Source organism: Rhodoferax sp. GW821-FHT07F03, assembly GCF_059418745.1.
Window position 1 is genome coordinate 307,356 of record NZ_JBWKQM010000004.1, and the last position, 16,409, is coordinate 323,764.

14 protein-coding genes are annotated in these 16,409 nt (G+C 63.5%); all 14 read left to right on the forward strand.

Going from position 1 to position 16,409, the window contains the following annotated elements; genetic code table 11:
- Nucleotides 1-19 precede the first annotated feature (19 nt).
- Complete coding sequence (hslU, locus tag AC07R0_RS07855; protein WP_495097562.1) at nt 20-1,372, forward strand: ATP-dependent protease ATPase subunit HslU; 1,353 nt, start codon at nt 20-22, stop codon at nt 1,370-1,372.
- 288 nt (nt 1,373-1,660) lie between these two features.
- The gene (mraZ, locus tag AC07R0_RS07860) at nt 1,661-2,089 is read left to right on the forward strand and encodes a division/cell wall cluster transcriptional repressor MraZ (RefSeq protein ID WP_495074091.1); all 429 of its coding nucleotides are present in this window, start codon (nt 1,661-1,663) and stop codon (nt 2,087-2,089) included.
- Nucleotides 2,090-2,098: 9 nt separating this feature from the next.
- On the forward strand, nt 2,099-3,052 hold the full coding sequence (gene rsmH, locus AC07R0_RS07865; protein ID WP_495104398.1) for a 16S rRNA (cytosine(1402)-N(4))-methyltransferase RsmH: 954 nt from the start codon (nt 2,099-2,101) through the stop codon (nt 3,050-3,052).
- Nucleotides 3,049-3,342, forward strand: coding sequence for a cell division protein FtsL (gene ftsL, locus AC07R0_RS07870; RefSeq protein ID WP_495074089.1), 294 nt, complete (start codon nt 3,049-3,051; stop codon nt 3,340-3,342). The genes rsmH and ftsL overlap by 4 nt, the downstream gene beginning before the upstream one ends.
- Nucleotides 3,339-5,069 (forward strand): peptidoglycan D,D-transpeptidase FtsI family protein, encoded by a 1,731-nt coding sequence (locus tag AC07R0_RS07875; protein WP_495074088.1) that lies wholly within the window; start codon nt 3,339-3,341, stop codon nt 5,067-5,069. The genes ftsL and AC07R0_RS07875 overlap by 4 nt, the downstream gene beginning before the upstream one ends.
- Complete coding sequence (locus AC07R0_RS07880) at nt 5,069-6,556, forward strand: UDP-N-acetylmuramoyl-L-alanyl-D-glutamate--2,6-diaminopimelate ligase (RefSeq protein WP_495104399.1); 1,488 nt, start codon at nt 5,069-5,071, stop codon at nt 6,554-6,556. Before AC07R0_RS07875 ends, AC07R0_RS07880 begins: the two co-directional genes overlap by 1 nt.
- Nucleotides 6,557-6,561: 5 nt before the next feature.
- Nucleotides 6,562-7,962 carry a UDP-N-acetylmuramoyl-tripeptide--D-alanyl-D-alanine ligase gene (locus tag AC07R0_RS07885; protein WP_495104446.1) on the forward strand — a complete coding sequence of 467 codons (1,401 nt, stop codon included), beginning with the start codon at nt 6,562-6,564 and terminating at the stop codon, nt 7,960-7,962.
- Nucleotides 7,952-9,130, forward strand: a complete 1,179-nt coding sequence (gene mraY / locus AC07R0_RS07890; RefSeq protein WP_495074086.1) for a phospho-N-acetylmuramoyl-pentapeptide-transferase — start codon at nt 7,952-7,954, stop codon at nt 9,128-9,130. The genes AC07R0_RS07885 and mraY overlap by 11 nt, the downstream gene beginning before the upstream one ends.
- 4 nt (nt 9,131-9,134) lie before the next feature.
- On the forward strand, nt 9,135-10,745 hold the full coding sequence (gene murD, locus AC07R0_RS07895) for a UDP-N-acetylmuramoyl-L-alanine--D-glutamate ligase (protein WP_495104400.1): 1,611 nt from the start codon (nt 9,135-9,137) through the stop codon (nt 10,743-10,745).
- Nucleotides 10,742-11,998 carry a putative lipid II flippase FtsW gene (ftsW, locus tag AC07R0_RS07900; RefSeq protein WP_495074084.1) on the forward strand — a complete coding sequence of 419 codons (1,257 nt, stop codon included), beginning with the start codon at nt 10,742-10,744 and terminating at the stop codon, nt 11,996-11,998. The genes murD and ftsW overlap by 4 nt, the downstream gene beginning before the upstream one ends.
- An 82-nt stretch (nt 11,999-12,080) precedes the next feature.
- Nucleotides 12,081-13,148: an undecaprenyldiphospho-muramoylpentapeptide beta-N-acetylglucosaminyltransferase gene (gene murG, locus AC07R0_RS07905; RefSeq protein ID WP_495104401.1), complete on the forward strand. Its 1,068-nt coding sequence runs from the start codon at nt 12,081-12,083 to the stop codon at nt 13,146-13,148.
- Nucleotides 13,145-14,578 (forward strand): UDP-N-acetylmuramate--L-alanine ligase, encoded by a 1,434-nt coding sequence (gene murC / locus AC07R0_RS07910; protein ID WP_495104402.1) that lies wholly within the window; start codon nt 13,145-13,147, stop codon nt 14,576-14,578. Before murG ends, murC begins: the two co-directional genes overlap by 4 nt.
- Nucleotides 14,575-15,522, forward strand: a complete 948-nt coding sequence (locus tag AC07R0_RS07915) for a D-alanine--D-alanine ligase (RefSeq protein ID WP_495104403.1) — start codon at nt 14,575-14,577, stop codon at nt 15,520-15,522. Before murC ends, AC07R0_RS07915 begins: the two co-directional genes overlap by 4 nt.
- A 32-nt stretch (nt 15,523-15,554) precedes the next feature.
- The gene (locus tag AC07R0_RS07920) at nt 15,555-16,334 is read left to right on the forward strand and encodes a cell division protein FtsQ/DivIB (RefSeq protein WP_495104404.1); all 780 of its coding nucleotides are present in this window, start codon (nt 15,555-15,557) and stop codon (nt 16,332-16,334) included.
- Nucleotides 16,335-16,409: the final 75 nt, after the last annotated feature.

Below are 16,409 nucleotides of genomic sequence, written 5' to 3' on the forward strand. Positions count from 1 at the left end.
CCAGAATAGAGTAAGCACCATGTCCTCGATGACGCCCCAAGAAATCGTTTCTGAACTCGACCGCCATATCGTTGGCCAGCACCAGGCCAAGCGTGCGGTGGCTATTGCACTGCGCAACCGTTGGCGCCGCCAGCAGGTGCCAGAGGCCCTGCGCTTTGAGATCACGCCCAAGAACATTCTCATGATTGGCCCCACGGGTGTGGGTAAAACCGAAATCGCCCGCCGTTTGGCGCGCCTGGCGGATGCTCCTTTCATCAAGGTCGAAGCTACCAAGTTCACTGAGGTGGGTTATGTGGGCAAGGATGTGGATGCCATCATCCGTGACCTGGCCGATATTGCCGTCAAACAAACCCGCGAAACTGAAATGCGTAAGGTGCGCACCCGTGCTGAGGATGCTGCCGAAGAGCGTATTTTGGATATTCTGATTCCCCCTGCCCGCAGCGCCGCCAGCGGAGCGGATTTCGGTTTTACGCCGGCCACGCCTGCCGTGGCGGACAGTGCTGCGCGCCAGGCGTTCCGCAAGAAGCTGCGCGAGCACCAGCTGGACGACAAGGAAATCGAGCTGGAGCTTGCGGATGCAAAGGCTCAGCTGGAGATCATGGGGCCGCCAGGCATGGAGGAAATGACCGAGCAGCTGCGCGGCATGTTCAGTCAGATTGGGCAACCCAAGCGCAAGACCCGCAAGCTGCGTATTGACGAGGCCATGAAGCTCCTGGTCGAGGAAGAGGCCGCCAAGCTGGTGAATGAAGAAGATATCAGAACCCAGGCCATCCATAATGCAGAGCAAAACGGCATAGTCTTTATCGATGAAATCGACAAGGTGACATCTCGTTCCGAAGGTTCTGGAGCCGAGGTTTCGCGCCAGGGGGTGCAGCGTGATTTGCTGCCCTTGGTTGAAGGTACCACGGTATCGACCAAATATGGCACGGTGAAAACCGACCACATCCTGTTCATCGCCTCGGGGGCTTTTCATTTGAGCAAACCCAGCGACCTGATCCCCGAGCTGCAAGGCCGCTTCCCGATACGGGTGGAGCTGCAGTCTTTGTCTGTGCAGGACTTCGAGGCCATCCTCACCCAAACCCATGCATCTTTGGTCAAGCAGTACCAGGCTTTGCTGGCGACGGAGAGTGTGACTCTGGAGTTCACGTCTGAGGGGATCACCCGGCTGGCCCACATTGCGTTTGACGTGAACGAGCGTACAGAGAACATTGGTGCGCGGCGGCTGTCTACGGTGTTGGAGCGCCTGCTCGATGAGGTTAGCTTTGCGGCTGCCGAGTTGACTGGACAGACGGTTGTTGTGGACGCTGCATATGTGGACGTGCGCCTGCAAGAGCTGAGCAAAAACGAAGATTTATCCCGCTATATCCTCTGAGCACCGAAGTCTGGCCCCCTGCCGGACTTTTTTGTTACCGCCTGTCGTGTTGCCCATCTGAGTTGGCACATTCAGAATGTGCGCTAAGTGCTTAATTTAGAACGTATTTTGCACTTCTCTACTTGCAAGGCAGCGTCTAAGTCCTTGATTTGATTACAAAAAATACCAGTTGCGGAATGGGCGCAGCCTTTTTTTCCTGCTACAGTGCAAAAAAGTGCAATTAAGTGGTGAAAAGTGCCTTCGCACGCTCCATCGGATTGCAACTCTCAAGCAAGGTGGGCAGTAGTTGTGTTTCAAGGGGCTTCGTCTCTCAGTCTGGATGCCAAGGGGCGTTTATCGGTGCCGACCCGGCACCGGGACGTGCTGAGCGCGACTGCGGGCGGCCAGCTGACCATCACCAAGCACCCGCACGGCTGCTTGATGCTGTTCCCCCGCCCAGAGTGGGAGAAGTTCCGCGAACGTATTGCCGAGCTACCTATGTCGGCCCAGTGGTGGAAGCGCATCTTCCTGGGTAACGCGATGGATGTGGATATGGACGCCACCGGCCGGGTGCTGGTGTCGCCTGAGTTGCGTGAAGCGGCAGGTATTGCCAAAGACACCATGCTGCTGGGCATGGGGCGGCATTTTGAACTCTGGGACAAGGCCACCTACGATGCCCAGGAGGCCAAGGCCATGCAGGGTGAGATGCCCGAGGTTTTTCAGGATTTTTCTTTCTAAGGCCCTACGGTGGATACGTTGTGGAAACATACCACCGTCTTGTTGGATGAAGCGATTGACGCGCTTCTCGACAAGCCGGACTCCCCTTCCCACAGCGCCGATGGCGCTGTGGCTACTTACGTCGATGCTACTTTCGGTCGGGGTGGCCATTCGCGTCTGTTGTTATCCAAAATGGCGGAAGGCGATCGCTTGATCGCCTTTGACCACGATCCCGAGGCGATTGCCGAGGCCGCCACCATTGCCGACCCTCGCTTTTCCATCCGCCACCAGGGCTTTCGCCATCTGTCTGAGCTGCCCGACGCCAGTGTGGCCGGCGTGTTGATGGACCTGGGCATCAGCTCTCCCCAAATTGACAACCCGGCCCGGGGGTTTAGTTTCCGCTCCGATGGTCCGCTGGATATGCGCATGGACCCCACGCGCGGTGAAAGTGTGGCCGAATGGCTGGCAACAGCCGAAGTTCAACAGATCGCAGAGGTGGTACGTGACTACGGTGAAGAACGGTTTGCTGGCCCCATTGCAAAGGCGATTGTCGCGCGCCGACAAGAGCGCGGCCCGATCACCACTACCTCCGAACTGGCCGACCTCGTGGCTGGCGCGGTCAAGACCCGCGAAGCGGGGCAAAACCCGGCAACGCGCACATTTCAGGCTTTTCGGATTTTCATCAATGCCGAGCTGGAAGAACTGCAGCTTGCGCTGAACGCCAGCCTGCGCGTGCTGCAGCCCGGTGGGCGGCTGGTGGTGATCAGCTTCCATTCGCTGGAAGATCGCATCGTCAAACAATTCATCGCCAAGCATGCCCGCGAGGTGGTGGACCGCCGCGCCCCTGACTGGATGCTGGGTGGCTCGAATCCCATGCCTTTGGAGTCGTTGGGTCGCGTCAAGCCCAGTGCGCAAGAGGTGGCGGGTAATAAGCGTTCACGCAGCGCGGTGATGCGGGTTGCACGCAGGACGGCGGCGCCATGACCCGGCTGAACTTGGTGTTGCTGCTCGCCGTACTGGCCAGCGCCTTGTATCTGGTGCGCATCCAGTACGAGTCACGCAGCCTGTTTGTCGAGGTAGACCGCGCGGTCGCCTTGTCGCAAAAGCTGGAAATTGAAAACGAACGCTTGCAGGTGGAAAAGCGCGCTCAGGCCACGCCTTTGCGGGTGGAGAAGCTGGCCAAAGAACAGTTGCAGATGCGCACCAGCTCACCCGCCATCACCCAGTACGTGACGGTGGCTCCCCTGGCATCCGCTGCGGGAGGGACGCCATGAGCCGCAGCGTTCGCTATACCTCCAGCCCTTTGCTGGCCAGTAAAACACCGGTATGGCGTAGCAAGCTGGTGGTGGCTGCGATTGCCGTCGGCTTTCTGGGGCTGACGGCGCGTGCGGCCTATATCCAGGTGATTGGCAATGCCTTCTACCAGCACCAGGGCGAGGTGCGCTTTGCCCGTACCCTGGAACTGCCGGCCAATCGGGGCCGCATTCTGGACCGCAACGGCCTGATCCTGGCCTCCAGCGTGATTGCGCCCAGCGTCTGGGCGATCCCGGAGGACGTGGACCACGATCCGGCCAAACTCAAGCAATTGGCCAAGCTGCTGGAAATGCCGCTGGCTGACCTGAACAAGAAGTTGGACGAAGACAAGAGCTTTGTCTGGATCAAGCGCCAGGTGGATGAGCCGATTACCCAGCAGATCACGGCCCTGGGTATCAAGGGTATTTATCTGCGCAAGGAATACAAGCGCCAGTACCCCGAAGGCGAGGCGATTGCCCACGTGGTTGGCTTTACCAACGTGGAAGACAACGGCCAGGATGGCATCGAACTGGCTTTCAACAAGGAATTGGGCGGTAAGCCCGGTTCGCGCCGCGTCATCAAGGACCGTATGGGCCGCGTGGTGGAAGATATCGGCGACCAGGTGCCGCCGGTCGATGGCCGCGAGATCCAGCTCAGCATCGACAGCAAGGTGCAGTTCTTCGCCTACCAGAAGCTGCGCGATGCCGTGATCGCCAACAAGGCCAAGGCCGGTAGCGTGGTGGTGCTGGATACCATCACGGGCGAAGTGCTGGCGCTGGCCAACTATCCCAGCTATTCGCCGGACAACCGCAAGAACCTGACTGGTGAACAGCTGCGCAACCGCGCCCTGACCGATACCTTCGAGCCCGGCTCCACCATGAAGCCCATCACCGTGGCGACAGCCCTGGAGTTGGGCCGCATCACGCCGCAAACGCCTATCGACACCTCGCCGGGGCGTTACACCGTAACCGGCTCCACCATCACCGACACGCACAACTATGGTTTGCTGACGGTGGAGGGCGTGATCCAGAAGTCCAGCAACGTGGGCGCCACCAAGATTTCGCAGCGCATGAGTCCGCACGAGATGTGGGACTCGTTCACCGCGGTGGGCTTCGGCCAGAAGCCGCAGCTGACCTTCCCGGGTGCCGTGACCGGGCGTTTGCGTCCCTGGAAGTCCTGGCGCCCGATCGAGCAGGCCACCATGTCTTACGGCTACGGCCTCTCGGCCTCGCTGTTCCAGATGGCGCATTCCTATACGGCTTTTGCCCACGACGGAAAAATCATTCCAGCCACCATGCTCAAGTCGGATGAACCCGCGGTGGGCGTGCAGGTGTTTTCGGCGCAGAACGCGGCCGCTGTGCGCAAGATGCTGCAACTGGCCGCCGGCCCGGGGGGCACCGGCCCCTTGGCACAAACCGTGGGTTATTCGGTGGGCGGCAAATCTGGTACGGCGCACAAGCAGGTTGGCAAGGGCTATGCCAGCAACAAATACCGCGCCTGGTTTACCGGCATGGCACCCATTGAAAAGCCGCGCATCATCGTTGCCGTGATGGTGGATGAACCCAGCGCGGGCTCGTACTACGGCGGTATCGTGGCCGCGCCGGTGTTCAGCGAAGTGGTGCAGCAAACCTTGCGCATGATGGGCGTGCAACCCGATCTGGACGTCAAGGCCCAGGTGGTGTCCAAGGCCGTGGAGGAGTCGTTCTGATGCTGGAACTACACACGCCCGCCGAAGCGGTAGCCTGGCTGCAAAGCAGGGTGACGGGTGCGCTGCGCGTCGACAGCCGCGCCATCCAGCCAGGCGATGGATTCATCGCCTGGCCGGGGGCTGCCACCGATGGCCGCAAGTTTGTTCAGGCCGCACTGGCCCAGGGCGCAAGCGCCTGCCTGGTCGAGCAAGAGGGCAGTGCTGCCTTCGGCTTCACTAGCGACGCGGTGGCCAGCTATACCGGTTTGAAGGCCAGCACCGGACCGATTGCGGCCGCTTATTTCAAACACCCCAGCCAGCAGTTGGACGTGCTGGCCGTTACCGGCACCAACGGTAAAACCTCAACCACTTGGTGGTTGGCTCAGGCGCTATCAAAAGTGCAGCGCTATGCGCAAGCACCTTGTGCGGTGGTGGGTACTTTGGGTGTGGGAATTCCGCCCGATGTGCTAGCTACCGGCCTGACCACGCCCGATCCGGTTCTGTTGCAAAACTCCTTCCGCGGCTTTGTGGACCTGGGCCTGGGCGCCTGCGCCATCGAAGCTTCCAGCATCGGCGTCGTAGAGCGCCGGCTGGACGGCACGAAGATCCGCGTGGCGGTCTTCACCAATTTCACCCAGGACCATCTGGACTACCACGGCAGTACCGAAGCGTATTGGCAGGCCAAGGAAGCCTTGTTCCGTTGGCCCGGCCTGCAAGCGGCCGTGGTGAATGTGGACGATCCGCAGGGCTCTGTGCTGGCTGCTTCCCTGAGCGGGCTGGATGTGTGGACCCTATCGTGTGCCCGCGGCGCCCGTCTGCAGGCGCGCAATATCCGCTACGAGGCCGCAGGTCTGAGTTTTGAGGTGGTGGAAGGCGCGCAGTCCTGCCGACTGCAATCTTCCGTGATTGGCCAGTACAACGTGGCCAATCTGCTGGGCGTGATCGGCACCATACGGGCGCTGGGCGTGCCGCTGGACGAAGCGGTGCGTGCCTGCGATGGCCTGCTGCCGGTGCCTGGCCGCATGGACTGCCTGAACCCGCCCGGCCAGCCCCTGGTGGCGATTGACTATGCCCACACGCCCGATGCCCTAGACAAGGCGTTGCTGGCGCTACGGCCCTTGGCCGAGGCGCGTGGCGGCAAGCTGTGGTGCGTGTTTGGCTGTGGTGGCGACCGCGACAACTCCAAGCGCCCGCTAATGGCCGCAGTGGCCGAGAAGAATGCGGACTTTGTGTTGGTGACCAGCGACAACCCGCGCAGCGAGCGCCCCGAGGCCATCATTAGCCAGATTTTGCTGGGCCTGAGCCACAACGCCTGCGTGCGGGTCCAGTCAGACCGTGCCGAGGCCATCGCCGAAGCCATTGCCCAGGCCGCGCCGCAGGACGTTGTCCTGTTGGCAGGCAAGGGCCACGAGGCTACCCAGGAAGTGGCCGGGGTCAAGCATCCTTTTTCCGACAAAACACATGCAGAAGCAGCACTGTCCCAGCGTGCCCAGGGAGGTCAGGTATGAGTGCCATGATGACGCTGCAGCAGGCGGCTGCCTGGATTCCCGGCGCACGCATCAGCGGCGATGCGACGGTGGCCATCCACCGTGTGCACTCCGATACCCGCAGCCTGCAGTCCGGTGATCTCTTCGTTGCGCTGAAGGGCGACAACTTCGACGCCAATCTGCTGCTGGAGCGTGCCCGTGTGCAGGGTGCCGCAGCCGCAATCTGCCACCACGGCCATGCGCTGCCTGGCCTGCCGTGCATCGAGGTGGATGACAGTCTGGCGGCGCTGGGGGCCTTGGCGACCGGCTGGCGCGCCCAGTACAGTTTGCCGCTGATCGCGGTGACCGGTAGCAATGGCAAGACCACGGTGACGCAAATGTTGGCGTCCATACTGCGGGCCGCGCAGCCGGACGCCATGTTGGCCACCCAGGGCAATTACAACAACGCCATCGGCGTGCCGTTGACCCTGTTGCGTCTGCGCGCCCACCACCGCCTGGCGGTGGTCGAGCTGGGTATGAACCATCCCGGTGAAATCGCCGCACTGGCCGCCATGGCACAGCCCACGGTAGCCCTGGTGAACAACGCCCAGCGCGAGCACCTGGAGTTCATGGCCACGGTAGAGGCTGTCGCCCAGGAAAACGGCAGCGTGCTGGCAGCACTGCCTGCGGATGGCGTCGCCGTCTTCCCGGCAGACGATGACTACACGCCGGTATGGCGGGGCCTGGCGGGCGTACACCGCTGCCTGCAGTTTTCACTGGCCGATGCCGACGTGTATGCCGAAACCCCAGTCTGGGCCGATGGCGCCTGGCAGGTCCGAGCCCACACCCCGGCGGGAACGCTGTCCTACCGCTTGCGTATTGCCGGCTTGCACAACGTCAAGAATTCATTGGCCGCCGCCGCGTGCGCCTTGGCGGCCGGCGTGCCGTTGACAGCCGTGGTCCAGGGTTTGTCTGTGTTCGAGCCCGTCAAGGGCCGTTCGCGCGCGCTAGCCGTGCCCATGGGCGGGCGCAGCCTGACCGTGGTGGACGACACCTATAACGCCAACCCTGATTCCGTCAAAGCGGCCGTACAGGTGCTGGCCGCGCTGCCCGGGCCGCGCATGCTGGTGCTGGGCGATATGGGCGAGGTGGGTGACCAGGGGCCGCAGTTCCACGCCGAAGCCGGCGTCCAGGCCCAGGACAGCGGCATCGACAGCCTGCTGACCCTGGGCAGCCTGTCGGCCCACGCCAGCGCTCAGTTTGCTGGCGCCGTGCATTTCGAAGACATCGACACGCTGCTGGCCGCCGTGCAGCAGCAATTACCCCACATGGCCAGCGTGCTGGTCAAAGGCTCGCGCTTCATGCAGATGGAGCGCGTGGTCGCTTTCATCGCAGCCCAGGCTGAACCACAAGAACAACATCCAAAGGAACCGTCCCGTGCTGCTTAGTCTTGCCCAGTGGCTGCAAACCCTGGCGCCCGAGTTCGGGTTTTTTCGCGTTTTCCAGTACCTCACCTTCCGTGCGGTGATGGCGGCCATGACGGCCTTGCTGATCGGCATTGCTGCCGGTCCGGCAGTGATCCGCCGCCTGACCGCGCTGAAGATCGGCCAGCCCATCCGCGGCTATGGCATGGAAAGCCACTTGGTCAAACAGGGCACGCCCACTATGGGTGGCGTGCTGATCCTGCTGTCCATTGCCATCTCCACCCTGCTGTGGGTGGATCTGTCGAACCGCTTTGTCTGGATCGTGCTGCTGGTGACCCTGGGCTTTGGTGGCATAGGCTGGGTGGACGACTGGCGCAAGGTGGTCAACAAAGATCCGGAAGGCATGCGTTCACGTGAGAAATACATGTGGCAGTCGCTGATCGGCCTGGTGGCCGCTTTGTATTTGGTGTTCAGCATTTCTGAAAATTCCAATTTGCGGGTGCTGGAGCTGTTCCTGAGCTGGGTGCAGTCTGGCTTTGATTTGAACCTGCCGCCCAAGGCCGGCTTGATGCTGCCTTTCTTCAAAGAGGTGAGCTACCCCCTGGGCGTGCTGGGCTTTGTGGTGCTGACCTATCTGGTGATCGTGGGCTCCAGCAATGCGGTGAACCTGACCGACGGCTTGGACGGCCTGGCCATCATGCCAGTGGTGCTGGTGGGCTCGGCGCTGGGCGTGTTTGCCTATGTGACGGGCAGCTCGGTGTTTTCACGTTATCTGTTTCTGCCGCACATCACGGGTGCGGGCGAGCTGCTGGTGTTCTGTACCGCCATGGCCGGCGCAGGCCTGGCCTTTCTGTGGTTCAACGCCTATCCGGCCCAGGTGTTCATGGGTGATGTGGGGGCGCTGGCCCTGGGCGGCGCGTTAGGCACCATTGCCGTCATCGTGCGCCAGGAAGTGGTGCTGTCCATCATGGGCGGCATCTTCGTGGTCGAGGCCTTGTCCGTGATGCTTCAGGTCAGCTGGTTCAAGTTCACCAAGAAAAAATACGGCACCGGTCGGCGCATCCTGAAGATGGCGCCACTGCACCACCATTTCGAGAAAAGCGGCTGGAAGGAAACGCAGGTCGTCGTGCGCTTCTGGATCATCACCATGTTGCTATGCCTGGTGGGCTTGTCCACCCTGAAGCTGCGTTAAGCCCATGCGCCACCTGCAAGACCTTCCTGTCGTGATCCTGGGCCTGGGTGCGTCCGGTCTGGCCATGGCGCGCTGGTGCGCCCGCCACGGTGCGCAGGTCACGGTGGCGGACACGCGCGAGGCGCCGCCGCAGCTGGCCACCTTGCAGCAGGAAGTACCTGGCGCCGTGTTTATCGGTGGCCCGTTTACGGCGGCACTGGCGAACGGCATGCAGGCGATCTACCGCTCGCCGGGCCTGGCTCCCGAGGTGTTGGCCCCGGTGCTGGACGAGGCGCAGCGCGCCGGCCTGCGTGTGGGCGGCGAGCTGGACCTGTTTGCCCAGGCGTTGGCCGATTTGCGCCAGACCGCCGCCGCGCCAGAGAGCGAAGTCCAGCCCGAGCCCGAGGAAGAAGCGGCGCCAGTAGAGCTGTCGGATGAAGGCGAAGCCCCGGTGATTGCGGCCCCGGCTGAAGTCCTGGGTTACCAACCTGCCGTGCTGGCCATTACCGGCACCAATGGCAAGACCACGGTGACCTCGCTGACCGGCCAACTGGTGGCGCGCGCGGGCAAGACCGTGGCTGTGGCCGGCAATATCGGCCCCACGCTGCTGGACACCCTGGCTGGCCATATGGATGCCGCTACCTTGCCCGAGGTATGGGTGCTGGAACTGTCCAGCTTCCAGCTGGATGCGGCAAGGGGCTTCGAGCCCACGGCGGCGGCGGTATTGAACCTGACGCAGGACCACCTGGACTGGCACGGCAGCATGCAGGCCTATGCCGCTGCCAAGGCCCGCATCTTCGGCCAGCATGGCCTGATGCTGCTGAACCGCGAGGACCCGGGCGTGATGGCCATGTTGCCCGCGCCCATTAAGCTGCGCCTGCAGAAGCCGCAGCTGCGCCGCCACACCACCTTTGGTGCGGACATGCCGCAGCGGCCCGGCGACTTCGGTATCGAAATCGTCAACGGCATGGCCTGGCTGGTGCGCGCGCTGGAGGCCGATGAGACCAAGCGCAAACGTAGCGAAGCTGCCGATGACTTGTACATCCAGCGCCTGATGCCGGCCGATGCCCTGCGCATCCGCGGTCGGCACAACGCGGTGAATGCATTGGCCGCCCTGGCACTGGCCAGTGCCGCTGGTTGCGCGCTGGCGCCCATGCTGTACGGCCTGCGTGAATACCAGGGCGAGCCGCACCGCGTGGAGTCGGTGAACACGGTGCGCGAAGTCGAGTATTTCGACGACAGCAAGGGCACCAATGTGGGTGCCACCGTGGCGGCCCTGGTCGGCCTGGGCGCCGATCGCCGCATCGTGTTGATTCTGGGGGGCGAGGGCAAGGGCCAGGACTTCACGCCGCTGGCCGCCCCCGTCGCCCGCTATGCGCGCGCCGTGGTGCTGATAGGCCGTGACGCGCCGCTGATCCGCAATGCGCTGGAAGGTGCTGGCGTGGCATTGGTGGATGCAGCCAGCATGGCAGATGCCGTGCAACTGGCCGCGCAGCGCGCCCACCCGGGCGACGCGGTGCTGATGTCACCCGCCTGCGCCAGTTTTGACATGTTCAAGAACTACGAACACCGGGCCCAGGTGTTCGTTGAGGCGGTGCAGGCGCTGGAAAATGGCGACATGGGGGACGCAGCATGAGCGGCCTGTCCCTGCGCTTCAGCGACTGGTTCAAGGGCCTGCCCAAGGCAGCGGCCGATGCCTTGCCTGTGCGCCTGGGTGCCAGCGGCTTTTCGCGCACGCCCAGCCAGCCGGCACGCGTGCACGGCTTCGACCAGGCCCTGGTCTGGGTCACCGTGGCGCTGCTGGCCTGGGGGCTGGTGATGGTGTATTCCGCCTCCATCGCCATGCCGGACAACCCGCGCTTCGCCAAGTACGACCACAACTTCTTTTTGGTGCGCCACGCGGCCTTTCTGTGTGTGGCCTTTGTGGCGGCCTTGATCTCCTTCCAGGTGCCAATGCGTACCTGGGAGCGCTGGGCACCCTGGCTATTCATCGTTTCGCTGCTGCTGTTGGTGGCGGTGCTGATTCCCGGGGTGGGTCGGGTGGTGTACGGCGCGCGGCGCTGGCTGCCCCTGGGCATCATGAATTTTCAGCCGTCGGAGATGGCCAAGTTCGCCATCGTGGTGTACGCGGCTGACTACATGGTGCGCAAGATGGACGTGAAGGAAAACTTCTTGCGCGCCGTGCTGCCGATGGGCGCGGCCGTGGCCGTGATTGGCGTGCTGCTGCTGGCCGAGCCGGACATGGGCGCCTTCATGGTGATCGCCGTGATCGCCATGGGCATTCTGTTTCTGGGCGGCGTGAATGCACGCATGTTCTTTCTGATCGCCACCATCCTGGTCACCGCGTTCGGCTTGATGATCGCCTTCAGCGAGTGGCGGCGCGAGCGCATCTTTGCCTACCTCGACCCGTGGAGCGAGAAGCATGCCTTGGGCAAGGGCTACCAGCTGTCGCACTCGCTGATCGCCTTTGGGCGCGGCGAGATTTTTGGCGTGGGCCTGGGTGGCAGCGTAGAGAAGCTGAGCTGGTTGCCCGAGGCGCACACCGACTTTTTGCTGGCCGTGATCGGCGAAGAATTTGGCTTGGTCGGCGTGATCTGCGTGATCGGCCTGTTCTTCTGGTTGATACGCCGCATCATGCACATAGGCCGCCAGTCCATCGCCCTGGACCGCCTGTTTGCCGGCCTGGTGGCGCAGGGTGTGGGCCTGTGGATGGGCTTCCAGACCTTCATCAATATGGGCGTGAACCTGGGTGCCTTGCCCACCAAGGGCCTGACCCTGCCGCTGATGAGCTTCGGCGGTTCTGCCATTTTGTGGAATTTGATTGCGCTGGCCGTGGTGCTGCGGGTTGATTTTGAAAACAGGCAACTGATGCACGGAGTGCGTGTATGACCCGCCTGTTTATTCAAAATCGGCAACACCGCGCCAGCGGTGGGCGGCACGAATGTGCCGCGTTAATGCATGGAGTCAGGGTATGACCCAGCAACGTTGCGCACTTGTGATGGCTGGCGGAACCGGGGGGCATATCTTCCCGGGCCTGGCCGTGGCCGAGGCCCTGCGCGAGCGCGGCTGGCGCGTGCACTGGCTGGGTGTGCCCGGCAGCATGGAGCAGCAGCTGGTGCCGCCGCGTGGCTTTGCCTTTGAATCGGTGGAGTTTGGCGGTGTGCGTGGCAAGGGCCTGGGCACGCTGCTGCGGCTGCCGCTGCGCCTGAGCAAGGCCTGCTGGCAAAGCATGCAGGTGCTGCGCCGGGTGCGCCCGGACGTGGTGCTGGGCCTGGGTGGCTACATCACCTTCCCCGGCGGCGTGATGGCTGCGCTGATGGGCAAGCCCTTGGTGCTGCATGAGCAAAACTCCGTGGCCGGTACGGCCAACAAGCTGCTGGCGCGGCTGGCCAAGCGGGTGTTCACTGCCTTCCCGGATGTGCTGCCGCGTGGCCGCTGGGTGGGCAATCCGCTGCGTACAGCCTTCCTGCACCAGGCCGATCCGGCTAGCCGGTTCGCGCAGCGCAGCGGGCCCTTGCGCCTGCTGGTGGTGGGCGGCAGCCTGGGGGCCAAGGCCTTGAACGACGCCGTGCCCCAGGCACTGGCCATGATTCCCGCGGTGCAGCGCCCTAGCGTGCTGCACCAGAGCGGCGCCAAGCAGATAGACGCCTTGCGCGCCAGCTACGCGGCGGCCGGCGTGGAGGCCGAGCTGACGCCTTTTATCGACGACACGGCCCAGGCCTATGCGGATGCGGATCTGGTGATTTGCCGAGCCGGCGCCAGCACGGTGACCGAGCTGGCCGCCGTGGGCGCGGCGGCGCTGTTCGTGCCGTTCCCGGCGGCCGTGGACGACCACCAGACAGTGAACGCCCGGTTCCTGGTGCAGGCCGGCGCAGGCTGGCTGCTGCCGCAGCGCGAACTGACGCCCCAGGGATTGGCAGAAATGCTACAGAAATTAGAGCGATCCACGCTGGTGGAATCTGCGCAAAAGGCAAAAATGATGCAAAAAATAGGGGCTACCGAAGCCGTAGTCGCCGCCTGTGAGGAGCTCGCCGCATGAAACACGCTGTAAGACATTTGCACTTTGTCGGCATCGGCGGCTCGGGCATGTCGGCGATTGCCGAGGTGCTGCACAAGCTGGGCTATGTGGTGTCGGGCTCGGACCAGTCCGACAGCGCAACTTTGCGCCGTCTGGGCGGCCTGGGCATCCACACCTTTATCGGCCACGACCCGGCGAACGTGTCCGGGGCGGATGCCATCGTCACCTCCACGGCGGTCAAGGCCGACAACCCCGAGGTGTTGGCGGCGCGCGAGAACCATGTGCCCATCGTGCCGCGCGCCCTGATGCTTGCCGAGCTGATGCGTCTCAAGCAAGGCATTGCCATCGCCGGCACGCACGGCAAGACCACCACTACCAGCCTGGTGTCCAGTGTGCTGATGGAAGCCGGTCTGGACCCGACCTTTGTGATCGGCGGCCGGCTGAACAGCGCGGGTGCCAACGCCAAGCTGGGCAATGGCGACTACATCGTGGTCGAGGCCGACGAGTCCGACGCGTCCTTTCTGCACCTGCTGCCGGTGATGGCCGTGGTGACGAATATCGACGCCGACCACATGGAAACCTATGGCCATGACCTGGGCCGCCTGAAGCAGGCCTTTGTGGACTTTCTGCACCGCATGCCGTTCTACGGCACGGCCATTCTGTGCACCGATGACCCCGGCGTGCGCTCCATCCTGGAGGATGTGACCTGCCCCATTACCAGCTACGGCTTCGACGAGGGCGCCCAGGTGCGCGCCATCGATGTGCGCGCCGTGGGCGGGCAAATGCACTTCACGGTGGAGCGGCGCAACGGCGTCACCTTGCCCGATCTGCCAGTGGTTTTGAATCTGGCCGGCCGGCACAACGTGCTGAATGCGCTGTCGGCAATCGCCGTGGCGGTGGAGCTGAATATTCCGGACGAAGCCGTGCAGCGTGCCCTGGCCAGCTTCCAGGGCGTGGGCCGGCGCTTCCAGCCTTATGGCGATCTGCCAGCGCAGGGTGGCGGGCAGTTCAGCGTGGTGGACGACTACGGCCACCACCCGGTGGAAATGGCGGCCACCCTGGCTGCAGCGCGCGGCGCCTTCCCCGGGCGGCGTCTGGTGCTGGCCTTCCAGCCGCACCGTTACAGCCGCACCCGCGACTGCTTCGAGGACTTCGTCAAGGTGATTGGCGAGGCCGACGTGGTCCTGTTGTCTGAAATCTATGCCGCAGGCGAGGCGCCCATCGTGGCGGCAGACGGCCGTGCGCTGGCACGCGCGTTGCGCGTGGCGGGCAAGGTGGAGCCGGTGTTTGTGGACGACATCGCCACCATGCCGCAGGCCATTTACGACAACGCCCGCGATGGCGACGTGGTGCTGTGCATGGGGGCCGGCTCCATCGGTGCCGTGCCGGCCAAGGTGGTTGAAATGCTATCAAAAAAAGAGCACGCAGTGGAGGCAGCGTCTGCGCTATGACCGCAAATAACTTAAACCTCGGAAAAGTCGCCGTGCTGATGGGCGGCGCATCGGCGGAGCGCGAGGTCTCGCTAATGTCGGGCACCGGCGTGCTGGCCGCACTGCGCAGCCAGGGCGTGGACGCCCATGCCTTCGACACCGGCGAGCGTGATCTGTCGGAACTTAAACGGGATGGCTTTGCACGTTGCTTCATCGCCTTGCATGGCCGCTTCGGTGAAGACGGCACGGTCCAGGGCGCGCTGGAGCTGCTGGGCATTCCTTACACCGGCTCTGGCGTGATGGCCTCCAGCATCGGTATCGACAAGGTCATGACCAAGCGCATCTGGCGCGCCGAAGGCCTGCCTACCCCTGGTTGGTTTGTGGTGGACAGCGCCGAGGCTGCGCGCGACGCCTTCGCCCAGCTGGGCGCACCCATGATCGTCAAGCCTGCGCGCGAAGGCTCCACCATCGGCCTGACCAAGGTCATGAGCCTGGAGCAGTGCGATGCCGCTTATGCCTTGGCTGCACAGCTGGACCCCAGCGTGCTGTGCGAACAATTCGTCAGCGGTGACGAAGTGACCGTACCCGTGCTGGGCAGCGGCGCACAGGCCGAGGTGCTACCGGTGATTCGCATCGTGGCGCCTGAAGGCAACTACGACTACCAGAACAAATACTTTACCGACGTGACCCAGTACCTGGTGCCCTGCGGCCTGCCCGACGGCGAAGAGGCCGCCATCCAGGCCATGGTGCGCCAGGCCTATCTGACTCTGGGCTGCCGCGGCTGGGCCCGTGCTGACGTGATGATTGACGCCAAGACGCGCAAGCCCTATCTGCTGGAAATCAACACCTCGCCCGGCATGACCGGCCATTCCCTCGTACCCATGTCGGCGCGCGCGGCAGGCCTGTCGTATGAGGCGCTGTGCCTGCGCCTGCTGCAGTCGGCGGCCCTGGATTACGGAAGCTAGGCCGCCTGAGTATGCAAAAGCTGCCCACCCCAATGGACGTGAAACTCATGAACGCCACCGCCTCGGTGCTGTTCCTGGGCGCGCTCGTCCTGGGCGTGGCCGGCCTGGTGAAATGGGCCGCGCGCCAGCCCATGTTTGCCATCCAGTCGATCTCGGTGGTGGGCGACGTGGCGCACAACAACGAAGTCACGTTGCGCGCCAACCTGGGCGGCAAGATCAAGGGCACCTTCTTCACCGTGGACCTGGCTGCGACCCGTGCCGCCTTCGAGGCCGTGCCCTGGGTGCGCCGGGCCGTTGTGCGCCGTGAGTTTCCCAACCGCCTGAAGGTTGTGCTGCAGGAGCACCAGGTGGCGGCTTATTGGGGGGATGAGGATTCGTCCCGCCTGCTGAACAACTTTGGCGAAGTCTTCGAGGCCAACGTGGACGAGGTGGAGCGCGATGACCTGCCTCACCTCAACGGTCCCGACGGGCAGTCCAGCCAGGTGCTGGGCATGTACCACACGCTGGAGCCCATGTTTACCCCGTTGGATGTGTCGCTGGACGAGTTGGAGCTGACCAACCGGGGCGGCTGGCGCGCCCAACTGGATTCCGGCGGTGTGATCGAGCTGGGTCGCGGCACCAGCGACGAGATCACGCAGCGCCTGCAGCGTTTTCTGGGCACGGTGACCCAGGTGGCGCGCCAGTACGGGCGTGGAGCGAATGCGGTGGAGCAAGCAGATTTGCGTTACGGCGAGGGTTATGCGCTGCGCTTGCGTGGCGTGACAACGGTGGCTGCGCCCGCAGTGCGCAAAGCGCTGCCGGTGGACCACTGAATCCATTTCCCACAGCGCCCTGGCGGCCCGTAAGCCGGCCAGGGTGCTTTGGAAAATAGACTGATACAGGACGAA